The organism is Desulfovectis peckii (assembly GCF_055391705.1).
On sequence record NZ_AP042409.1, the window covers coordinates 1089879 to 1112619 of the forward strand.

Below are 22741 nucleotides of genomic sequence, written 5' to 3' on the forward strand. Positions count from 1 at the left end.
AAACAATAATTCCCTTAGGGGAATTGAAACTCTACCAGCGATTCTATTAATTTTTTGGTTTCCGGGGATGTTGTAAAAACAATAATTCCCTTAGGGGAATTGAAACTTATCTTTTACCTCAAATAATGTGCCGTTAAAAATGGGGTTGTAAAAACAATAATTCCCTCAGGGGAAATAATAAAACCAGGATAATAAAGTTATCCTGGTTTTATTATGCCTATTTTGGGCAATATTGGTATTAAATAATCTTCTGGATTAGTTGTAAAAGAGTTGATGAACAGGTTTTCGGTTATAACGATTTAAAGAGAAATTAAAGTAACCGGAGGATAATGGCGTTGCTTAATAGCAAAGATGTTAACCTTAGGCAAAAGCAAGATAATTTTTTAATACCGGTGTCGCATTTGGCTGAAATTTTATACTGTCCAAGAAATTTTTACTACCGAGTTGTTCAAAACATAGAAGATTACAATGAAGATGTTTTGGAAGGGCGCTTACAAGAGGAACGTCGGGATGAGCGGCGCAAAATAAAACGTCAAGATGCTATGCAAATTCGTTCCATTATTGTGTCATCAGAAAAATTAGCTTTGATAGCTAAACTTGATGTACTTGAAGAAAACGATAATATTTATCCGGTGGAATATAAAAAAGGTGTAATGAGAGATAACCTAAATGACGATGTACAGGTATGTGCCCAAGCCATGCTATTGGAAGAAAAATTAGGCAGAGAAATCCCACATGCTTACATTTATTATGCTACATCACATGCCCGAAGGAGGGTGGAATTACACCGGGATTTAAGAGAACTGGTAATGCAAACCATAAACTACGCCCAAACCATTATAAAAAGCCGGCAAATTCCCGAGCCCCGAGCAGACAATCGCTGCAGGGGTTGTTCTTTAATAAATATCTGCATGCCTGAAGAAGTAAACTATCTCAAGAAAAAACAAGAGAAACCTAAAAGACCAATACCAGGTATTAATCTTGGACGTATTCTGTATGTTGATGAACCCGGAGCTTATATCAGAAAAGAAGGTGAGCGCTTAATAGTTACCAAAGAAAAAGAAAAACTTTCCGAGATGCCATTATGCAATATTGATCAAGTTGTCCTGGTTGGGCGAGTAAATTTAAGCACTCCGGCAATTACATTATTGCTTCAAAAGCAGATACCTACTTCTTTTGTTTCAACAGGCGGTAAATATATTGGACAGCTGCAACCTGCATTTAATAAGAATTGCCTACTGCGCTCTGCCCAATATAAATTTCATCATGATGCGGATAAAAGTATCGTTTTATCGAAAGCCTTTGTGGTCGGAAAGTTAAATAACATGCGAACTTTTTTACTACGTTATAACCGCAGCCTTAAAGATGAGCAAATTAACATTGCAATCAAACGAATTTCAATATTATTAAATGCTGTAAAAACAGCAGCAGATAATAAAAGTTTAATTGGTTTAGAGGGTGCTGCCAGCCGGGAATATTTTTCGGTTTTCGGTAAACTTATCGGCAATAATTTAAGCTATAGTTTTCACGGTAGAAACAGAAGGCCGCCAACGGATGAGGTTAACGCCCTGTTGAGCTTTGCATACACACTATTAACAAAAGATATAATGACAGCCCTATGTATAGTAGGATTAGATCCTTATGCCGGTTTTCTTCACGAAAGCAAATATGGCAGGCCGGCACTGGCTTTAGATTTAATGGAAGAATTTCGTACAATTATTGGTGACTCTGTAACTTTAACAGCAATTAACCGTGGAATGATCAAAAAAGAAGATTTTTATTTTGAAGCTGACGGATGTTACCTTACCGCTGCCGGAAGAAAAAAGTTTTACCAAGCTTATGAGCAACGCCGCAAAGAAATGGTTATCCATCCTGTTTTTAAATATAAATTATCTTATCTCCGGGTTTTTGAAGTACAGGCCAGATTTTTAAGTAAAGTAATTCAAAACGAATTAGACGAGTATATTCCTTTTATGGTTAGGTGAAAAAATGGAGCGGTTTGTAGTTGCCTATGACATAGCAGATGACAAAAGAAGATTGGCCGTAGCCAAAACTTTAAGTGATTACGGTATTAGGGTTCAATACAGTGTTTTTGAATGCAATTTGAGAAAGGAAGACTACCTAAGATTGCGTTACAAATTAGAGAAAATTATTAATCGCGAACAAGATAGCTTAATATTTTATCGCCAGTGCTGCCGTTGTAGTAGCAAGGTTGAAAGGTTAGGGTTAGTGGATAACCCCTTTGGCAGTGACCTATTTATCATCAGTACAGAAGAATAAATTTGTAAATATTGGCAGGAATTTTGTTACAAATTGAAGAATAATTAGCTACTAATTTCCAATAAGGGAGTAGAAATTTTTCTTTATAAGTATTGATTTTTAGATAATTCCCTAAGGGGAATAAAATTTTAACTTTCATTTTCATTATATGTATAAATTCCTCAAAAAGGAGAATAATATGCTGCAACAATTTAATTTTACATTTATATGTACTACCGAGGGCAGTACAACGATATTAGGCGGCGTGGAACTGCACGGTTTGTTTTTTAAATTGCTCAGTGAATACGATTTAGCTGTTGCTACTGAATTGCATCATCAAAATAACAAGCCTTTTTCAATTTCACCGCTTAATGGCGTTGCTTCTGTTAACAGTGGCAAACTGTACCTTAAAGCCGGTGAAACTTATACTTTTCAGCTATCTACTTTGGAAAAATGGTTGGGTGAATTAATAAAAAGCTTAAGCCATATATGGCATGGTAAGACAATGACGCTGGGCAGTGCCAAAATTGTAGGATTAACAATAGAAGAAACCATTTCAACATCTTATTTGGAACTAATAAATAACGGCTCTTTAAATCGAGAGATTACTTTTATTTTTAAATCACCTACTACTTTTCGTAGTCAAGGAACTCATTTGCTTTTTCCTGAGCCAAAATTGCTTTTTACCAGCATGTTTATAAAATTCAATGTCTTCAGCCCACTGAAACTGCAGCAAATTACCGACTTTAGCAATATCAACGTTTCCCGATACAGATTAGAAACAAAATTGATTGATATGCAGAAATATAAACTATTAGGTTTTGTAGGCAGATGCAGCTATCAGCTGCCTAAACAAATGAATAAATTTGTAATTAAACAAATTAATACGCTGGCTCAGTTTGCCCAATACAGCGGTGTAGGTTACCGCTGCACTTGGGGTATGGGTAATGTCGAATTAAATTACGGTAAAAGGAAACGAAAGGAGGGAAAAAGTTGAATATTACGCTAAAATGCAGCGGTGACCCTTGGATGGATTGGGGTATCGTAGCATTTTACGATTTCTGCTTAGTCACAGAAGAAGACTATTGGGAAAAGCTGACAATCAATAATTGGCAGGTAGAAATGCAGAGTTATGATGATGTGACTAGTGAAGAGTTAGCTGATGAAATTATCAAGTATTTGCGCACTAAGTTAAATGAAATTATCTTACCATCTCCGGAACTAAAGTTGCTTGGCTACGAAGATTATCGAAAACCGGATAAAAACGGCTTTTATAATCCTGATTATGCTGTTAAGTTCAGTGAGCCGGAAAAAAAGCAGCTTAAAGAAAAACTAAATCACACCGTTAACAACGGAACTGTTACCTTACGACGCAATTACGTGGGAATAGCACCCGATTGGAAAAAGCTAGCTGAAGATTTACCCCAAACCGTAACCAGTTTTATCAAGCATCAAAGTATATCATCAGCAGCTAACGAACAATGCCCAATGTGCGGCCGTTTTCTCAGTAAAGAGACATTTAAAACACTGCAAAACAGAAACCCTTTTTACAATAAAAGGCATACCAAAATGCGTGGCTACCGCAGTACGGCAGACAATGACAAGATGTGCGCCACCTGCAATTTTTTAAATGTTTTTGCGGCAGTGCACTGTTATGTACCATATTTTATTGGCGAAAAAAAACTTACCCACTTAATATTACCGCAAACTGTAAATATAAAAGTGCTACATAAGGTGTACAGACGCATTAGAGAAAATTTGATAGATTTAAACTCACCTGATGTACTTAGCTATCGCACAAACATAAAGGAGCTACCCAAAACAGGTGTTTATCAAGCATTGTTGGCGCTATATTTTTCCCTTATGCACAAATATTCACCTACTTTGGAAGCCTTTACAGAAAAACCGGCTGTTGATAGAAATGAGCAGCAGTTTCTAACCAATTGGGTAGTGCTGCGATTTGTTAAAGGCAAGAACGTTAACTTTTTTCATTTTAACAATATAAATACAGATAACCGCCTATTTGAACTGGTTAGAATGCGCAATTATGGGCGTAATCACGACAAGCAAGGAGATATTGTCCGAACTTTTTTTAAAAATATTAGATGCCGTGATTTAATTAAAGCTGATAAATTGGCAAAGGGCATAGTTCAAGCCGATTGGGATGTGGTGGCTAAATCCTTATTTGCCTTAATTAAAGATGCAAAAAAAAATGATAGCAAAACAAGTTTTAGCTACAACGGCATCAGCTTTTTTAAAGAATTTTGTTCATATGCTTTAAAGGAGGTGGATGAACTAATGGATGAACAACTATTAAATGATTTAAAGAAGATTGGCAAGGTAATTGGAAGGTATTTCCCAAATGATATATCCCTCATGACTAAAATAAATAACATTTACGATCAAAGCAGCCTAAACTCTTTATTGGGTGAAGTAGCTTTTAAAATTCAAAAGTACTGCTTAGCAGCAAAAAAGGATGGCGATAATGAAACAATCAACGAGTACGATAAAAAAGACTTTGCCTATTGTGTCGATCGGGTATTAAGAACTGCTCCAAATTTTGACGTGAAGGATTTGAAAAATGTTTTGCTTATCTATGCTTGTTCAGAAGCGGCACTGAATATAAAAAGGGAAAATGAGGTGACAAAATGATTAAGTGTGTTACTGTAACCTGGTTAGCAAAAGCTGATTTAAGTAACTTAAACTCCGGAGAGGGCAGTGGCAACCTTACCGAACTAAAATTGTATTATAACGGCCAAAAGCCGTATATTTCGGGACAGGCTACCAGAACAGCATTAATGGATACTATTGCCAGAAGCTATCCTGATAAGTTTTTATGTACACCAGAACGGCCGTGTGCAGATGTTGCCAACTGTTGGAGCTGTGATTTAAGGGGCTTTTTAGCGACTAAAGAAGGGGTAGGCGGCGATAGGCGTTGGTCACCGTTAAAGGTATCTCCCGGCTTAGGGCAAATACCGGCAGATATTGTTACCGATTTGTTAACTCGTAGCAGTATTTTTGATAAAGGTGAAGACCGGGAAAGCAAAGACATGCGCATTGCCCATGTGCAAATGGCGGAAAATATCTATAAATTTGGTATGACAGTAGACATTGAAAATATTGGTAAAGTTAAAGAACCAATTTTAGAAGGTAAAGGAAAAAATCAAAAACTCAAAGAATGGAAGGAAACAGTAAACATTTCGGCAGAAGAAAGGAAGCTTCGTATTAATGCCGTATTAGATGGAATATATAATTTAAGTGGCTTTGCCAAACAAGCCCGGGCGGCAACATCTTTAGCACCGGATATTGTAATGATTTCTTTACAGGAAACATATAACCAGCGCGGTTTAAAGGCATTGGAAGTAAATGATGATCGGACAATAAATATCAGCATATTAAAAGCTGCCATACAAGATCATAAAAACCAAGGTAACACCCTGTTGTTTGGTTATACTCCGGGCGTGGTGACCAATGAGTCAGAGCTTGAATCATTATTAAAAGAAAATAATATTGAGGTACAAACAGTTTACGAAGCTTTCAAGCAAGCAAAAGAGCTCATAAAAGTATAGGAGTGAGACCAGTGGAAGCTTTATTATCTGCCAAAATAGAAGTTCCTTACTGGTGTTCTTTTAAAGTACCTTTTGCTGTTAATGTACAGTTTACTTACCCGGTGCCACCGATTACCACTGTTAAAGGGCTGATTGCTGCAGCGTTAGGTTATCCTGCTGATTATCTTACTCCTTTAGAAGATTTAAGCTTTGGGGTGGGAATAGAACAAAAAGGAGAGCTTGTAGAAACATACAGCAAAATTATCAAATGGGATCGCCGTGATCTGCAAATGCGCACATTAGTAATGCGCCAAAAAATAATCGCTCCTCAATATGCAGTGTACGTTAAAGGTGACAGGCAGTTTATTAAGGAAATTGCAGCAGCATTAAATAATCCAGCTTTTCCGCTTTTTTTAGGAGAATCTGATGATTTTATTGAGATAAACGATGTAAAGATACATCCATTAAAAGAAATTGCCAGTACCACCGTGCATAATTGCTTACCAATGGAAATGGGACAAGCACAAAATGAGGATGTGCTGATTGCGGATTTACCCGTTAGCTTTATTTATAACAAAAGGGGTAGCCCCAGTGCACTTAATTGTTTAACTTATTATATAGCACCGGAAATCACCTTAAAAGAGCAAATTACGGCCTACGTTGTAGGGAATAAAAAAGTAGTCTTATGAGGTGCGTGGCATGATTGGCGATACTTTACTTGGAAAAACAAAACAAACATTATTAGGCCATACTTTGGATACAGCCGAGGCGTTTAAGCGCTATTGGATATATCATGGCAACACAATTAATGAGCGTATTAGCCAACTGGGCTATTCCTCGGCACTTTTTTATCAAATTGCTCAGTTTAGTGTGCTTTGCCATGACTTAGGAAAAGCTACAAAACGCTGGCAGCAGTACATTAGAAGCATATATGAAGAAAAACACTGCAAAAAACCAGCCAGTCATGCCCTTTATTCGCTCATGATAGCTAATGATTTCTTAACTGCCCAAGATTTGCAAAATAAACATGAAGGGCTTGCTGCCTTATTAGCAATTTTGGCTCACCACCAAATGCTGCACAACGATGCCTTCCAAGGTGAACGCATTAGAGGCGAGGGTACAAACGTAGTAGTGCCTGCTTTAAAAGATGTCATTGCATACTTAGAAAATATTAACCACTATATTCAATCAGATAACTATAGAGAACAATACACCAGCCGGGAAGCAGTAGAGTTAGTAGTTATGTTAAAAAATAAAGTCAAAAACATTGAAAATAAAGAGCTTATTAAATTTAAAGGATTATATACCTTATATTTATCAATTATTGTAATCTGCGATTTTGAATCCAGTTATTATTACTCAAAGTACGAAAAAGAAATTAAACGAGATATACCGCCAATGGAAAGACTAATTAAAGATGAGGTTATAGAAAGGTTAATTTTTAATGCAAACGAAACTCTAAAAGGCTTTGACTCTACTAATATAGGCATGAACCCAAACTATTGGCAAAAAGCAGTCATGCAAACAGATAATCCTTATGTCTTGCTTCAGGCCGGCTGTGGTGCCGGTAAAACAGGTGCTGCTATCTGTTTCTTTAAACATCAGCTTGAATTAAAGCGGGCCACCAGGCTAATTTTTACTTTGCCCACTCAGTTTACCAGTAACTCAATCTATTGGGATTTAACCACAAAATATGGTGTAAATGAAAAACACAAAGGTTTATACCATTCTGAAGTAGAAACGGTGCTGTTTTCTGAGAGCCAAAACCTAGAATATGAAGATGCCAAAACAGCCCGGGACTGGGTTAGAACCGAAAAATTACAAAATACCTTTTTTAACAAGCCAATAACAATTACAACGGTAGATCACCTGTTGTATTCACTGTTGCATTGTTACAAGTATGCTGATGTGGCCTTTGGTAATATCATGACTTCGGCAGTTATATTTGATGAACTACATTACTATGACCAATATACTTTAGATAAAATTGGTGAGTGTTTGCGATTATTAAGAAACCTGGGTATTCCACACTTAGTTATGTCGGCAACCATGCCCGATGCGGTAAAAGAAAAACTTCAAAAACAAGCAAAAAGGCAGAAATTAGAATACGTTATTATTCCTGATCAATCCAGCATACAAAGTAATGCCGAATTAAAGGCCAGTATGAACCAAGTGCCCTTTTTGATTGAAAAGGCTGATGAACCAATTATAGATGATGAAAATAAGCTATCTGAACATTTAATAAAATTTCTACAAAATCACCTGCAATGCCGGCAAATGCTTGTGGTTAATACCGTTCAAAAGGCCAAAGCCATTGCCAAGGATGTTAGAAAATTGTGGCCGGACAAAAATATTATTTGTTATCACTCTGAATTTACCAGAGAACACCGAGAAATAAAGGAAAAGTTAATTAAAGCATTTTTTTGCTTAGCTAAAGACAGAACTACAGAACAAAAGGAATTAATTGCAGAATATGGTTTTACTGACAATAACCAGTTAATATTAATTACTACCCAAATATGCGAGTTAAGTTTAGATATCAGTGCCGATATCATGTATTCTGAGATTGCTCCGGTAGACGCTGTTGGGCAGCGAGGCGGCAGATTACATAGAAGGGGGCAGCATTTTAATAAAAATAAATGTTCTTGTCACTATTGTAAAAACAGAAACTACTTACCAAATAGTTTCCAATATAGGATGATTTTATTTCCGCTTCCGGAAGGGAAAGCATTGCCATATGAAGAACAAATAGTGCAAGCCAGCTGGAATATAATTGGCAAAGCTTATAGTCAACAAAAGCTACAGCAGTGGGTAAACGAAATTTATCCTGATGCGCCGAGTTTAGCTGATCGAAACATGAAAACTTATATTATAGAAGACGCTGTTTTTGGAAGGCAACCTAAAGAAAGATTCGGCGACCCTAATGAAGATGCAAGTCAGGGAATTTTCCGGGTGCGGGAAAGTAAGTTTACTGTAGATACAGTTGTGCCGGCACAGTTTTATAATCCTAAACTACAGCCGGCAGATATGTTGAAAAAGTATGGAGTAAAAGTGGCCAGATATAAAATTAAAGATTGCTATGAATATATTGACGGAGTGAAGGTTGTAAATATACCGTATACGTTTAATTATGGTTTTGATAATTTTTAACCTTTATTTGCGAGCACCTTTGCTGTGCAAAATTTCCCGAAGGTTCTCGCAGGCCTCTAAGCCTACAAAATACAGCACTTTGACAATTTAAGAAGTAATAAAATTAGTGGTATGTTGCCAACCATCTTTAGGTTCTCGAAAACACATCGGCAAACCCAATGACCACAAGGACTAGGGATACAAGCGGTTGTAAGAACGATAATTCCCTTAGGGGAATTGAAACATAAAGCGTTGTAGGCTTCACCCATTGCACGGTTCAGAGTTGTAAGAACGATAATTCCCTTAGGGGAATTGAAACAGTGCAGCAATCCGGTTGAGCTGGGTGCGGAAAGTTAGTTGTAAGAACGATAATTCCCTTAGGGGAATTGAAACAAGGCGTATCCATTTGTCTTTGTCTTGTCGACTTGGTTGTAAGAACGATAATTCCCTTAGGGGAATTGAAACATATGTCACGTGACGTAATATGTAAACAAAAACACAAAAGTTGTAAGAACGATAATTCCCTTAGGGGAATTGAAACGACTCTAGATATCGCCCTGCGCATCCGCAAGATCCTGGGTTGTAAGAACGATAATTCCCTTAGGGGAATTGAAACATTTTACCTTAGCAATTGGGCCTTCTTTGTCGGTTGAGTTGTAAGAACGATAATTCCCTTAGGGGAATTGAAACTCATCAATAGTCAAGGGAGAACGCCTTATTTGCTCAAAGTTGTAAGAACGATAATTCCCTTAGGGGAATTGAAACACACTATTGCTGCACATCATGTAATAATAAAAGCGTTGTAAGAACGATAATTCCCTTAGGGGAATTGAAACTAAGTTATTGTGCGTATGGTTTTTGTAACAAATTCTTGTTGTAAGAACGATAATTCCCTTAGGGGAATTGAAACTCTCCCACTTGTAGAAGATGGGAGATGAATTTCGGGGGAAGTTGTAAGAACGATAATTCCCTTAGGGGAATTGAAACGCCTCTATATGCCTATATGTCGCTCTTTTGAGTTTCACTTGTTGTAAGAACGATAATTCCCTTAGGGGAATTGAAACAGTGCGTCTTTTACGTCTAAATAACTTCTTTTGTGTGAGGGGTTGTAAGAACGATAATTCCCTTAGGGGAATTGAAACAATCTTTTACTTTCCCGTTTATCTGCGCTTTATTTATACGTTGTAAAAACGATAATTCACTTCGGGAAAAGGATAGTTAGTAAGGAGAGTTAGTTATGAAGGTGTTGTTGCTGACAGTTGGTGGGTCAGATGTGCCAATCGTGAAGTCCATTAAAACTCATCTGCCCGAACGAGTGATTTTTTTGTGCTCTGAAACTGATGGGGTAAATAAAGGAAGCAGAGAAACAGTTGATGGCGAAGGTCTGGTTTGTATGGGTGAGCGGCCGTGTATTGTTAAGCAGGCCGGCCTTGCTGAGGAACAGTACAGTATAGAAATTGTTAAGCCTGACGACCCATACAATGTTTATAAAGTAGCTGACCAATTAATTCGCAACTGTCTGGAAGAATACAGCGAAGTGATTGTGGATTATACCGGTGGTACCAAGTCGATGTCGGCAGGGTTGGCGGCGGCAGCGATGGATCATCCTGAGTGTAAGCTCAGCTTGGTTAAGGGGCCCCGGCTGGATTTGGTGCGGGTACGTGACGGTTTGGAACGCGTCACTCAAATGACTACCAATTATGCCTTTGTGCAAAAACAAAAGGCGCTGTGTGAAAATCTTCTAAAGGAATGGAATTTTGAGGCCGTGGTCAAGGTGCTGGAAGAAACTGATAAGTACGGCTTGCTGGAAAAAGATCCGGCACTGGAAAGATTGTTATATTTATGCAGAGGATTTGCCGCATGGGACAGATTTGATTACCGCAATGCGGTACGATATATCGAATTATATAAAACAGACGAAAACATTAAACCGTACAATGCTTTGCTTAAGAAGATAAATAATACTTTGAGCTGGTATGATGAATGGCAGCCGGACAGTAAAAAAAATCCGCCCGGATTTATGCTGGTATATGATGTGCTGCAAAACGCCAAGCGGCGCGCGGCCCGAGGTAATTATGACGATGCCGTGGCCAGGATTTACCGTGGCGTGGAAATGTACGCTCAATTTTGCCTGCGCACTGCAAAACCTCGACTTACCAGCGATGATATAGACACATCTGTTTTGCCGGAAGAATGCCGGCAAAGTTTGGAGCCCAGACGGACACCTCAGGGAAAAATACAGATTGGATTAAAAGAAGATTATGAGTTGCTTTACTGCATTAAGCACCCTGTTGGCCCGGTATGGCAGAAGTGGCGTGAGAAGGTATTATCAGTTATTCAATTAAGAAACTACAGCTTTTTGGCTCATGGCATGAAACCAATTAGTGAGGCAGAATATAAGGAGATGGAAGGGGTAGTTTGGCCCTTTATTATAGAGTGTGACCAAGCGCAGCAATTTAAAGAAGGGCTGGCCCAGGCTTTACAGCTGCCCACAGAGTTATAAATAGCAGTGATAAACCGGGGTAGACTACATACCTCGGTTTTATTAGTGGGAGGGAGCACAGTTTTTTAAACGAGTGTATGAGCTTTACAGAAGAGGATAGGTGTTATTAAGTTTACATAACTAGTTTACATAACTTCGCAAAATGTAAGTTTTGCGAAGTTGGTCTGCAGCCGGCCTTATTGAAGCATTTTCTAAGGCATTTTAGTTTCTGAGGCATTTCAAGCAAGCTATTGGTTTGTTATGAAAAAGTTGTTAGCAAGTTATCAGCAACTTATTTCCAAACCTTTTTACAAGCTATTCAGGTTTTAGCAATCTATTAGCAAGCTTTTACAAGCTACCGGCAAGTCATTGCCGAAGCATTTGTTGCTGCGCTAATCAATAAGATCCGCTGTTATACATATTGATTATCATCTTAAATGAATTTACAGCCGGCATGCTCGCCGGTGTTTGTACAATTACTGTAGGTATTGATTACTTATATAGTTTACTTTCTAATTAAATAAGATTGCTTTAGTAATTTCGGGCCTTTTTAAAGCCATTTTAAGCGGTTTTATTTTGGCCCCAGTATGATTACCTATGCCGATATTATAGATATTTGCTTACAGGCTGATTTCTGGTATTCATTATTAATAATGAGGTTTAGAATGTAGACCGATGAACATAATTAGCTGTTATTTATAAGTTTCTAACTGCTGCAGGGGATATGAATTTTTTAATGTTTACTTAGCAGTTATATATATTAATGGATATTGTTGTTATTTACCGGCGTTTTTAGATTATGGCCCCTTCTTTTTTATTATTCTAGTTTACATAATATTTATTAGAGGAACCAATATTTTTTAAAAACGGCTCCTTCCCTCATTAATAAAATGTGTTTATACAAGGACTGAAAATCTAAGCTTAATTATTGAATATAATTTCCGTAAAATCTCACTGATTGTTGTTAATCTTAGTAATGTAGCGAACATTTCTTGATTTACCATAGGCAATACATCCTACAGATGTTCCGTTTTCACAGATAAGTTGTGCCGTTATTAAGTCACCTATTATCCATTTTTCTGTTTGGTGGTTTGTAATGGTCTTATTAAAAATAATTTAAAATAAAAAAATAAATTTCTAAACAGCTTGTCCGTTTAGTTGGCTTTACCATTACTTACAAAGCTTTAAAAACTTAAAAAGCAACATTTATTAGTTAAATATCTACATACTAATGTTTCATTCTAATGTTTCATTCTAATGTTTCATTGTTTTTGTAGTGTAATAATCGGCGGCAATGTCTTTTAAGGCCATGTAATAATACTTGCTGATGTGATCGCCAATGACGCTTCCGGTGCGAAAGGCTATTGGCAGATATTTATCTACATGCTCATAATGCCACACTTTTTTTATCAGCGGAGATTTTATTTTTTTAAACGGTAAATGGGGTACGATGTCATAGATGTTGGCAATACGCACGCTGTATGATACCCTCCGGTTGAAAGCCCGAGCAAAGTTAGGATCGCCTACCCGCGGGGAGCCAAAGTTAATCATTACCGGATGCTTGAATTTGGTGTTAGCGGCAGCGTCTAAAGTGTGCAGCGTAGCCAAAGCCGCACCAAGACTGTGACCGGTTATAAACAGTGTTTTGTAAAACGGCAACAATTGCAGGGTATTGATAATTTCGTCCCGGCATGACGAATAAATGTCGGTAAATCCGGAATGGGTTTTTGCCTCATCTGCAATAAAGGGAAAAGTGGTTTGCGGAAAGTCGATGTTGTTTAGCCAGTCACTTAAAGATCTGCTTCCCCGAAAGGCAACGATAATATTGTTTGCCGATTCAATTATATAGCCAAACCAGGCTTCGTTTTTAAAAGCGTTGGTGCCAAAAGCCTCCGGGTTTAACGCTTTAGCTTTAAAGGTGCTTACAATTTCATAGCCTTCGGGCAAATCAAAATAGCCGTTGTTTTCATACAGCTTATATGCATCTAAGCATCGCTCCATGAAAAATAAAGCAAGCTGAAAGTCAAATCCCATCATAAAATACTTCCCCCTGCTTAAAAGCAAAATAATCAATATTTAATGATAATAATATTGAAAGTTGTTGCCTTTGGTTACAAATAATCCCTGGTCTAATTGACCAGGGTATTTATGTTACTCAATAATTGTATGTGCCTTTTCTTTAATTTCCACTGGAATACTTACACCCATTCTGGAAGCTGCCTGCATGTTAATAACGATATTTGAGCCTTCTTGGCTTTCAATGGGCATATCTTGGGGTTTTTCGCCCTTTAATATCCGTAAAGCCATTTCACCGGTAGTACGTCCTAATTCGTAGTAATCAATGCCAACAGTAGCTACCGCTCCTTTTTTAACGGATTCCTGCTCACTGGCAAAAAGAGGAATTTTTTTATCTTCAGCAACTTTTACTACCGCCGATACCGAAGCAACCACCATGTTATCGGTGGGCAGATAAATAGCATCCGCTTTACCTACCAAAGATTGAGCTGCCGCCACCACTTCGTTTGAGGCCGTGATCGGCATTTTAACTATTTCTAAACCCAGCTGCGGTGCAGCTTCTTCAGCAATATCAACTTGTATTTGCGAGTTAATTTCACTGGAATTATAAATTACTCCTACTTTTTTGACATTCGGAACGATGTCTTTTATTAACTGCAGCTGGTCTTTAACCGGGTTCATGTCTGTCGTTCCGGTCACATTTGTGCCCGGCTTTTCAAGGCTGTTTACCAGTTTGGCGCTTACCGGGTCAGTAACTGCCGTAATAAGAATCGGTATATCAGTTGTCTCATTTGCCATGGCCATAGCAGACGGTGTAGCAACGGCCAGCACTAAATCGCATTGCTGCTGAACAAATTTGCGGGCTATAGTTTGCAAGTTAGCTTGATCGCCCTGGGCATTTTCATAATCCACTTGTAAATTCTCACCCTCAACGTATCCGTTTTCTTTCAGTACATCCAGAAACCCGCTTCTCGCTGCATCAAGAGACGGATGTTCAACAATTTGAATAATCCCTAACTTTACCGTTTCAGAACTATCACTGCCTGTAGTTTCACTGCCACAGCCTATTAAACCAACCGACAACACAGCCGCTAAAAGAAGAATTAACAGCTTTTTCATTATTTATGCCTCCCCTTGAAATTTTATTTTTATTTATGAGATTCTCAATTTCCGTTCAGTCAATTGGTCTAAATATTATCGACGCTCCCCCCTTTCGCAAAATATAAAAAACTCTCCGCTCCCATATAGGGACGGAGAGTTAAATCCGCGGTACCACCCTAGTTGACTGTAACAACAGTCCACCTCAGCCAGGTACGGGAATGATCGCAGGCCCAGGGTACCGGTATGTTTAGAGGGATAAAATAAAAAAACATTTCATCCTCAAGGGACGAAATGTTACATTCCGCGGTACCACCCTAGTTGCAAAAATGCCACTTTACCGGTACGGGACAGATCAGTCCGATACCTGTTCCCTTTTAACGGTGGGAATTCCGGTTGCACCTACTTTGTAGTTCAGCACAACAACTCCGGAGGGAACTTCGATTAATCCTCCCCTAAAGAAGCTTCCAGTCTACGGCTTCTTCTCCCTGAAGGGTCGCAATTAACCTACTTTTCTCCATCATCGTAAATAGCCAATTTTAAATTAAGATTATAATAAACAGAACCTGTTGTTCTGTCAATACTTTTTTACCAAGTTCTATTTATTACTTACTGCTTAAAGCTGAAGGCTGTGCAGCTCAAAACAGTACATTTTGCACGGCGGTAATTTTAAGGTTTTATGTAATTCCGTCAGTACAATTTTAGAACCAAAAGCGGTAAAAATCAGGCCCTTTTCAATCAGCTCACATATCTTTGTTTCATATAGTTTGAAAATTGCAGCGGTTTTTTTGTTATGCCTGATAAAGTCCTTTTTATATTTCTCTAAGGCATTGTTCTTTAACCAATAATTTAGCTCAATTAAGTTTAGTGTCTTGCCGATAGCGTCTAAATCAGACGTAAAGCCCTTTTCGGCAGCATTTTGGCAATAGTTGTACTGTGCCTGATGCCAACGGATAATATCAAACCCGCATGCCTTTAGTATGTTGTCTATTGTAAAATGGTGAGAAAAGCTCATGATTAGAGAAAATACAGGGTTCTCAGTGCCTTTTTCCTCAAAAAAGAACCAGTATCCTTTTTCGTATATTAGGTAGTGATGGCACAGTTCATGGGCCCTAATATAGTCAACCATCAACGGGTCAACGTCACTTCTGATGTAAACATGGGTTTTGCTGATCACACCACCCGAAAGATGCTTAAGCAAGGCATCATTAGCTGCCGATTTCTTTTCAAAGACAACTGTATGCGGGTCTATTTTTAGTTTTTTATACAATTCCTTCCAAATATCAGACATAACTTAATTTCCTTTGTATAAATTTTTTATGTAAACCACTTCCCGGCTTTCTTTTTAAAATTATATACAATAACCGCCGTTAATCAAACACAATAAACTAATAAAAAAAGCCGGAAATTCTCCGGCTTTTTTTAACTGATTAATTTTAATAGGTAAAAGTAAATGCGCCTATTTTAGCTGCAAAGGGTCTTGATTGCAACCACTTATTAGTTACATCAGATTCAAAAAAGTAAATTGCTCCGTTTGTCGGATCCCACCCATTGATTGCATCTTGGGCGGCACGACGGGCTGAATCTGTCGGCGGAACGTTAATATAGCCGTTTTGTACCGGTGTAAATTGGTAAAATCCATCGCTCTTTTGATAGATTACCTCACTGATGCTGTTCGGAAAACTAGGGTGACTCACTCTGTTTAATACCACTGCCCCCACTGCCACCTGAGCAGTGTACGGCTCTCCCCCGGCCTCAGCATTTATCAGCCTGGCCAACAGTTCAAATTCATTGGCAGCCACGTTTGCCGGTGCGCTAGCCGTACGGTTTACCGCACCCCGATCGGCAGTAGTGCCGGCAGGAATACGCAGTTGCTGCCCGGGGTAAATCAATGTGCTGTTTAAGTTATTTGCCCGCATAATTTCTTGATAAGAAAGGCCGTATTTTTTTCCGATTAAGTACAGTGAATCTCCTTTTTGTACGGTATATACCCCGCTTGAACTGCTTGTACCGGGTATTGACAGTTTTTGTCCCGGGTAAATCATGCTGCTGCTTAGTCCGTTTGCTTGTTGAATTTGAGCAGCAGATACACCAAATTTTTGTCCAATTAAATAAAGTGAATCACCCTTTTGCACCGTATAGACGGTGGCTGCTTCTATGCCGCTTACCGGTACAGTTAAAAGCAGCGAAAACATACAACCCGCAAAAAATAATCCTATTTTTCTTCTCACTCTTTCCCTCCTAATTTTTATTTTTTTATCTGTGCTTATATCTCTAATGTAACTTCGACATTGTTACAATGATCCCTTTTGGAAACAAATGGTTAAAATGGCGGTAAAAACCCTCAAAGCCGCTTTCTGCCTAGCCAATCAACTGATACAAAAAAAATAAAAAAGCACAACGAGCCGTTTAACTCGTTGTGCTTCTGCCTTCTTATTTTATTTCATCCCATCTAATTTCGTCAATAATTATCCCGTTATAATCCGCTTCATCCAAACATTTACCGCAGTTATCACAAATTTTTTCATAAACTAAGTCACAGCGTTTGCATTCGCCGCAGTGATCACAAGTTTTGTATTCATCCAGCAAACAGCGGTTTTCTAGGTCTGCCTTCTTTCTTCGCAGTATACGATAAACAGCCATAACTCCACCTCAGTTAGCTTTTTTAATTAATTCGTGTCCATGATGTAGCTCACTGCCCAGCGTTTTTATGACCATTACCGTCAGCAGTATCAAAACAGCCAACAGTATAATAGTACCGCCGGGAGGCAGGTTTAAGTAAAATGATAAAATCAACCCCAAAATAACAGATACCACCGCAAATAAAACAGACAGTGTTAATGCACCTTTAAAACTATTAGCTAACTGCAATGCAGTGGCCACCGGCATAATCATCAAAGAGGAAACCAAAAGTATTCCTACAATGCGCATGGTAACAGCAATGGTCAGTGCGGTGACTACCGTAAAGATGATGTTAATTGTTTTTACCGGCAAGCCGTACACGAAAGCAGTTTCTTCATCAAAAGATATCAAGTACAATTCTTTAAATAATGCTGTTATTAACAATAATACAACTAAACCGGCCGTGAGCACAATGATTACGTCGGTGCGATTATTAATGATAATGCTGCCGAAAAGGTAGGTCAGTATATTGGCGTTTAATCCGTTCCCAATACCCAATAATACTGCAGCCAGCGCGACACCGGTTGACAGCATAATGGCAATGGCCAGCTCAGAGTAATTGCGGTAGCGCTGACGGAGGTTTTCAATAATTAACCCTCCGCCTACCGCAAAAACAGTGGCGCCGATAATCGGATTGGCCCCGGACATTAAGCCCGCGGCCACACCGGCAAATGATACATGAGAAAGTGCATCGGCGATTAGCGACATGCGGCGCAAAGCGATAAACAGCCCCACTAAAGGGCAAATGACGGCCACAACCAAACCGATAATAAAGGCATTTTGCATAAAGGTATATTGTAAAATCTCAAACATTTAATCACCTTTATATATTAATTAATGGCAAAACTTTCTTCCACGCTTTTAGAGCAGATTATGTTTTTAAGGGAATTTTTATCGCCTGTATGGCATGAACAATGACAAATTTTCTTATCCAAACATACTTGTCGGTTGATTAGGTTTTTTATTAGCTCCAGCTCATGGGAAACGATAATTATTGTTAGCCCGTGTTTTTTATTTAAGTTCTGCAGCAATTCAATGATCAATGCTTGGTTCTGCACGTCAACACCCACAGTAGGTTCATCAAGAATTAACAAATCAGGTTTGGATACAATTGCTCTGGCAATAAATACGCGCTGCTGCTGCCCCCCGGAGAGGGTTGACAGGCGATTGTTTTTTAATTGGTACAGGCCAACCAAGCGCAGTGCTTCTTCTGCCAGCCTGTAATCTTCATTGTTCAGCGGCTTTAACAGCCCGCGTTTGGCAATTCTGCCGGCTGCTACCGTTTCCAGCACTGTTGTCGGAAAGCCTTGATTAAAGGCGGTGGCCTTTTGCGGCACATAGCCAATTCGCATACGCCCGGTACATTTGTGGGCCGGGACGCCAAACAGCTTAATCGCACCGGAAGTCGGCTTTAATAAACCTAAAATCAGTTTTAAGAGCGTGCTCTTCCCTGCCCCGTTTGGCCCGGTAATGCCTACGGCGTCACCGGCATTAATGGTTAAACTGATATCTTCCAGCACGGTATGACATCCGTAGCTAAAGGTGACCTTATTAAGTTCTAAAATTTGTTTACTGCTCATCTGAAACCCCCAGTGCAAGCTCTAAGTTATAGAGGTTTTCTTCCATCAGCGAAAGGTAGTTTTTCCCTTGGTTAATTTCTTCTTCAGTCAAACTGCTAATCGGATTTAACACCAAGGTGTCTCCCCCAAGCTCAGCGGCAATGGTTTCACTGACTTTGGGGTTTATTAAGCTTTCAAAAAAAATGTACTTAATATTATTTTCTTTAGCCAACGAAATTATTTCCGCCAGCCGAGCCGGAGTCGGCTCCATTTCCGGATTAACACCGCGGATGGATATTTGCTCCAAACCATAACGCTTGGCCAAATAACCAAATGCATCATGAGAAGTAATAAACTTTTTCAAAGGCGCATTGGCTAACCGCTCCCGATATTTTTCATCCAGCGCGTCAAGTTTACGGCAATAGGCTTGTGCCTGTTCGCGGTAGTAGGCAGCGTTTTCCGGATCAATTTTTATTAAAGCCGTTAAGATATTTTCTACCTGTTGTTTGGCATTTAACGGATCCAACCAAATATGCGGGTCGCTGCCATGATGATGTTCATCACCATCACTTTTAATTAGCTCAATCCCTTTGCTGCTGTCAACAACCGTTGGCCCTTTTTCACCAAAGGAAGATATAACTTGTTCTGCCCATGGTTCCAAGCCTGCCCCGCAGTAGACAAACAAATCAGCCTGCTGTAAAAGGGCAATGGCCTGAGGGGATGGTTCCCAGCTATGGGGTTCTGCACCGGCCGGCAATAGATTTATTACCCGCACCTTTTCCCCACCTACGTTGGAAGCAAAATCATACAGCGGATAAATGGTAGTACATATTACCACAGCATAAGACTTATCCGTTTCTGCGTCGGTAATAGTTTGGCTGGTGCAGCCTGTAATTGTCAACATCAGCACTGTGATTATTAAAAAAATTAAATACTTTGATTTCTTCAATATCCTTCCTCCATACTAATAGTCTTTACAAACATTTGTCGCAATAACCAAATATTTCAAAATTGTGGTCAACCACTTTAAATTTCTTACGGTTAATTTTGTCTGCGATTAGATCCATCGGACAAAAATCCAACTCCACTAAATAACCGCATTTAAGACAAATCATATGATGGTGATGTTTGTCTCCGCAAAGTCTAAATCTGTTCTTGCCGTCGCCAAAGTTTGCCTCACAGACAATATTCAACTGCAATAGCAGGTTTAAATTGCGGTAAACGGTATCAAGACTGACATTGGGTTGGTTTACAATTACTTGTTGGTGAATTTCCTCTGCAGTTTGCATTTTATTTGCCGATAATGCCCTTAAAATTTCCTGACGCTGGGGAGTAATTTTATAACCGTTTTCTTTCAGTTCATTCAGATAATCTTTAGTGTCTACCAGCGCAAACGCCTCCTAAATAATAACTATTCTTATTTATGCTTAATATACCTATAGCACTTCTGTTATTTTATGTCAAGGTGAATATCGTTACATCAAGATACATTTTCTAAAATAAAAATACTCGGATAAGTAAATATCCGAGTAAATTATCTTGCCGCCCGCTCAATAAACCAGTGAAAGAATCCGGCAGTGCTGCGTTGAGCCTTGGGCAGTAAAATGGCGGTAACTTTATGGTATTGTTCTGCAGAATGCTGATTACACACATCCGGATAATAGCGCCAAGATGTTTTGGCATTACTTTCTACCCATTCTTGCGGCGATTTGGCAGCTTGATAAAAACCGCCGTCATTTACCGCGTATTCATGACAGTGGCATTGCACCCATCTTTCATAGCCGGTGTGGCCGCAAAAAGGCATGCTGCGGGCATGAAAAGGGTTAGACATATCTTGCACAATATGCACGGCAGCGCCAAGATAAAACATGCATTTTTCCAGCAGGCCTTGTTGCCAATACTTTAAAGATTGACTAAAGTATATGCGGCACTCATCCCGGGCATCCGGCCAGGGCCAAATGCCTCTGTTTTTTTGAGGATTAAAGTAATGGGCAACATTTTTCCAGTTTTTATCTGCCCAAATTACCCCTTGATTGATCTTTTCTATATGTTTGTTTAAATACCGGGCTATGCTGCAGTAGCCGTCATTGGCCAATATTTTTATCGCCTGATGATTTAAAAAGATATGGGTATTGCTGGGAATATCATTTACCAGCTTTTGAATCGGCGAAGCTGCCGTTAGTAATAATTTGGTGACATTCCAGGTAAAAGTGTTCAAATCACGCTGCCCCTTTTATGTTTTTAGAGATAATTTTACCCGAAATGGTGCTTTTTATAACGGCAGAGAATTTGCAGGTGAAAAGTGAAAAAGTTGTAAAGTATGCCGCTCTAAAATTTTGGGGCAAAAAAATTCAGCAGTAGGCATTTAAGCTACTGCTGAATTTTTTAAGCAGATTATGACAAGTTAACTTTTTGCAGTACATTTTTTACCGATTGGAAGGATTTTTCCAAGGCGGCTTTTTCTTCGGCGTTAAGATCTACTTCAATGATTTTTTCTACGCCGTTGCCGCCGATAATGGCCGGAACTCCGGCACAAATATCCTTTTCACCGTATTGGCCTTTTAAGTATGCAGACACCGGTAAAATGCGCTTTTTATCCTTTAAGATAGCTTCTACGGTTTGAATGACGGAAGCAGCCGGCGCGTAGTAAGCGCTGCCGGTTTTTAGGTGGGCGACAATTTCCGCACCACCCTTACGGGTGCGCTCTACAATAGCGTCAATTCTTTCTTTGGGTATCAGCTTTTCAATCGGAATGCCGCCGGCATAAGTATAGCGAACCAGCGGAACCATGTCATCGCCGTGACCGCCCAGTACAAAGGCGCTGACATCTTCAAAAGAAATTCCCAGTTCCAAAGCAACAAAGGTGCGGTAGCGGGCGGAATCCAGCACACCGGCCATACCCATCACTCTATTGGGTTCAAATCCGGTGGTTTTGAGAATTATATAAGTAATAACATCTACCGGATTGGAGACTACAACTACATAGGCATTTGGCGAATACCGGGCAATGTTTTTTCCAACTTCCACTGCAATTTGCGCATTAGTACTTAATAAATCATCCCGGCTCATTCCCGGCTTGCGGGCAATGCCGGCGGTAACAATAACCACATCGGAATCAGCAGTATCCGCATAGTCGTTAGTACCGATGATCTTGCAGTCAAAGCCTTCAATGGGTGCCGCCTCCATTAAATCTAAAGCCTTTCCTTGCGGTATGCCTTCCGCCACATCAATGAGGACAATATCTCCTAATTCTTTTGATGCTGCCCAATGAGCACAGGTTGCGCCTACATTCCCTGCACCCACAATAGTTATTTTGTTGCGCTTTTTCATTTAATTGCCTCCTCAAACTGTATAATTTTCAACAGATAATATTGTATCACGGTTTCAGGTAAATTTTACTATAGTTTATATTTCCTTGGCGGCGTATATTTTAACCCCCTCTTGGTATAAGTCTCCGCCGTATTGATCATTAACCACGATGGCCGGAAAATCTTCCACTAGCAGTTCGTGAATCGCTTCCGGGCCCAGTTCCGGATAGGCAACCACTTTAGCCTGCTTCACAGACTTGCTGATCAACGCGGCTGCACCGCCAATGGCGGCAAAGTAAACCGCTTTATGCTTTTTTATTGCCTCCACTACCTCGGGTGAGCGTTTTCCTTTGCCTATCATTCCCTTTAAGCCCTGTGCCAGCATTTTAGGAGTATAGGCATCCATCCTGCCGGCAGTGGTCGGGCCGGCAGCTCCGATTACTCTGCCCGGTTTGGTGGGAGAGGGACCGACATAATAGATAATTTGGCCGTGTAAATCTATCGGCAGCGGTTCCCCTTTTTCCAATAAATCTACCATCTTTTTATGTGCCGCATCGCGGGCGGTATAGATTTTTCCGCAGATTAGCACCTGTTGGCCGATGCGCAATTTACTGATTATATCATCCATTAACGGCGTAGTTATGCGTATCTGTGACATTG

General features: G+C 39.4%; 20 protein-coding genes, 2 CRISPR repeat arrays and 1 other annotated feature (1 of these 23 running past the window's edge). Of the genes, 8 read left to right on the forward strand and 12 right to left on the reverse strand.

Translation table 11 applies throughout. The features are described 5' to 3' along the window. Positions 1 to 181: direct repeats of the CRISPR family, unit length 37 nt; unit sequence GTTGTAAAAACAATAATTCCCTTAGGGGAATTGAAAC (it extends 1049 nt beyond the left edge of the window). Between the two features lie 154 nt (positions 182 to 335). The 8 genes from cas4g/cas1g (at position 336) to ACZ5NG_RS05545 (ending at position 11439) form a co-directional block, all read left to right on the forward strand. After that, positions 336 to 1985, forward strand: a complete 1650-nt coding sequence (cas4g/cas1g, locus tag ACZ5NG_RS05510) for a CRISPR-associated endonuclease Cas4g/Cas1g (protein ID WP_464252984.1) — start codon at positions 336 to 338, stop codon at positions 1983 to 1985. Positions 1986 to 1989: 4 nt separating this feature from the next. Next, the gene (cas2, locus tag ACZ5NG_RS05515; RefSeq protein ID WP_464252985.1) at positions 1990 to 2280 is read left to right on the forward strand and encodes a CRISPR-associated endonuclease Cas2; all 291 of its coding nucleotides are present in this window, start codon (positions 1990 to 1992) and stop codon (positions 2278 to 2280) included. Between the two features lie 178 nt (positions 2281 to 2458). After that, on the forward strand, positions 2459 to 3256 hold the full coding sequence (gene cas6, locus ACZ5NG_RS05520; protein WP_464252986.1) for a CRISPR-associated endoribonuclease Cas6: 798 nt from the start codon (positions 2459 to 2461) through the stop codon (positions 3254 to 3256). Continuing rightward, on the forward strand, positions 3253 to 4911 hold the full coding sequence (locus ACZ5NG_RS05525) for a hypothetical protein (protein ID WP_464252987.1): 1659 nt from the start codon (positions 3253 to 3255) through the stop codon (positions 4909 to 4911). Before cas6 ends, ACZ5NG_RS05525 begins: the two co-directional genes overlap by 4 nt. Continuing rightward, on the forward strand, positions 4908 to 5828 hold the full coding sequence (gene cas7i / locus ACZ5NG_RS05530) for a type I-B CRISPR-associated protein Cas7/Cst2/DevR (protein ID WP_464252988.1): 921 nt from the start codon (positions 4908 to 4910) through the stop codon (positions 5826 to 5828). Before ACZ5NG_RS05525 ends, cas7i begins: the two co-directional genes overlap by 4 nt. 11 nt (positions 5829 to 5839) lie before the next feature. Then, complete coding sequence (cas5, locus tag ACZ5NG_RS05535; RefSeq protein ID WP_464252989.1) at positions 5840 to 6496, forward strand: CRISPR-associated protein Cas5; 657 nt, start codon at positions 5840 to 5842, stop codon at positions 6494 to 6496. A 10-nt stretch (positions 6497 to 6506) separates the two neighbouring features. Beyond that, positions 6507 to 8957 carry a CRISPR-associated helicase Cas3' gene (cas3, locus tag ACZ5NG_RS05540; RefSeq protein WP_464252990.1) on the forward strand — a complete coding sequence of 817 codons (2451 nt, stop codon included), beginning with the start codon at positions 6507 to 6509 and terminating at the stop codon, positions 8955 to 8957. A gap of 186 nt (positions 8958 to 9143) precedes the next feature. Then, positions 9144 to 10078: direct repeats of the CRISPR family, unit length 37 nt; unit sequence GTTGTAAGAACGATAATTCCCTTAGGGGAATTGAAAC. A 95-nt stretch (positions 10079 to 10173) separates the two neighbouring features. Further along, positions 10174 to 11439 carry a TIGR02710 family CRISPR-associated CARF protein gene (locus tag ACZ5NG_RS05545; RefSeq protein WP_464252991.1) on the forward strand — a complete coding sequence of 422 codons (1266 nt, stop codon included), beginning with the start codon at positions 10174 to 10176 and terminating at the stop codon, positions 11437 to 11439. 1233 nt (positions 11440 to 12672) lie between these two features. Here ACZ5NG_RS05545 and ACZ5NG_RS05550 read toward each other — a convergent pair. From ACZ5NG_RS05550 to ACZ5NG_RS05605, 12 genes are all read right to left on the reverse strand, one after another. Next, complete coding sequence (locus tag ACZ5NG_RS05550; RefSeq protein ID WP_464252992.1) at positions 12673 to 13455, reverse strand: lipase family protein; 783 nt, start codon at positions 13453 to 13455, stop codon at positions 12673 to 12675. Between the two features lie 114 nt (positions 13456 to 13569). After that, positions 13570 to 14553 carry an ABC transporter substrate-binding protein gene (locus ACZ5NG_RS05555; RefSeq protein ID WP_464252993.1) on the reverse strand — a complete coding sequence of 328 codons (984 nt, stop codon included), beginning with the start codon at positions 14551 to 14553 and terminating at the stop codon, positions 13570 to 13572. 261 nt (positions 14554 to 14814) lie between these two features. Then, positions 14815 to 15065 (reverse strand) — a binding site (T-box leader). A gap of 83 nt (positions 15066 to 15148) precedes the next feature. Then, positions 15149 to 15823, reverse strand: coding sequence for a hypothetical protein (locus tag ACZ5NG_RS05560; RefSeq protein WP_464252994.1), 675 nt, complete (start codon positions 15821 to 15823; stop codon positions 15149 to 15151). A 145-nt stretch (positions 15824 to 15968) separates the two neighbouring features. Continuing rightward, positions 15969 to 16763 carry a cell wall hydrolase gene (locus ACZ5NG_RS05565; protein ID WP_464252995.1) on the reverse strand — a complete coding sequence of 265 codons (795 nt, stop codon included), beginning with the start codon at positions 16761 to 16763 and terminating at the stop codon, positions 15969 to 15971. A 202-nt stretch (positions 16764 to 16965) separates the two neighbouring features. Next, positions 16966 to 17175 (reverse strand): hypothetical protein, encoded by a 210-nt coding sequence (locus ACZ5NG_RS05570; protein WP_464252996.1) that lies wholly within the window; start codon positions 17173 to 17175, stop codon positions 16966 to 16968. A gap of 9 nt (positions 17176 to 17184) precedes the next feature. Further along, positions 17185 to 18027, reverse strand: coding sequence for a metal ABC transporter permease (locus ACZ5NG_RS05575; RefSeq protein WP_464252997.1), 843 nt, complete (start codon positions 18025 to 18027; stop codon positions 17185 to 17187). 17 nt (positions 18028 to 18044) lie between these two features. Continuing rightward, the gene (locus tag ACZ5NG_RS05580; protein WP_464252998.1) at positions 18045 to 18794 is read right to left on the reverse strand and encodes a metal ABC transporter ATP-binding protein; all 750 of its coding nucleotides are present in this window, start codon (positions 18792 to 18794) and stop codon (positions 18045 to 18047) included. Beyond that, positions 18784 to 19722, reverse strand: a complete 939-nt coding sequence (locus ACZ5NG_RS05585) for a metal ABC transporter substrate-binding protein (protein ID WP_464252999.1) — start codon at positions 19720 to 19722, stop codon at positions 18784 to 18786. The genes ACZ5NG_RS05580 and ACZ5NG_RS05585 overlap by 11 nt, the downstream gene beginning before the upstream one ends. Positions 19723 to 19747: 25 nt before the next feature. Further along, positions 19748 to 20161 (reverse strand): Fur family transcriptional regulator, encoded by a 414-nt coding sequence (locus ACZ5NG_RS05590; RefSeq protein WP_464253109.1) that lies wholly within the window; start codon positions 20159 to 20161, stop codon positions 19748 to 19750. 146 nt (positions 20162 to 20307) lie between these two features. After that, a complete protein-coding gene (locus ACZ5NG_RS05595; RefSeq protein ID WP_464253000.1) occupies positions 20308 to 20991 on the reverse strand; it encodes a zinc dependent phospholipase C family protein in 684 nt (227 codons plus the stop codon). Positions 20992 to 21167: 176 nt separating this feature from the next. Beyond that, a complete protein-coding gene (gene mdh, locus ACZ5NG_RS05600; RefSeq protein ID WP_464253001.1) occupies positions 21168 to 22103 on the reverse strand; it encodes a malate dehydrogenase in 936 nt (311 codons plus the stop codon). Between the two features lie 75 nt (positions 22104 to 22178). Next, a complete protein-coding gene (locus ACZ5NG_RS05605) occupies positions 22179 to 22739 on the reverse strand; it encodes a Fe-S-containing hydro-lyase (RefSeq protein WP_464253002.1) in 561 nt (186 codons plus the stop codon). Positions 22740 to 22741: the final 2 nt, after the last annotated feature.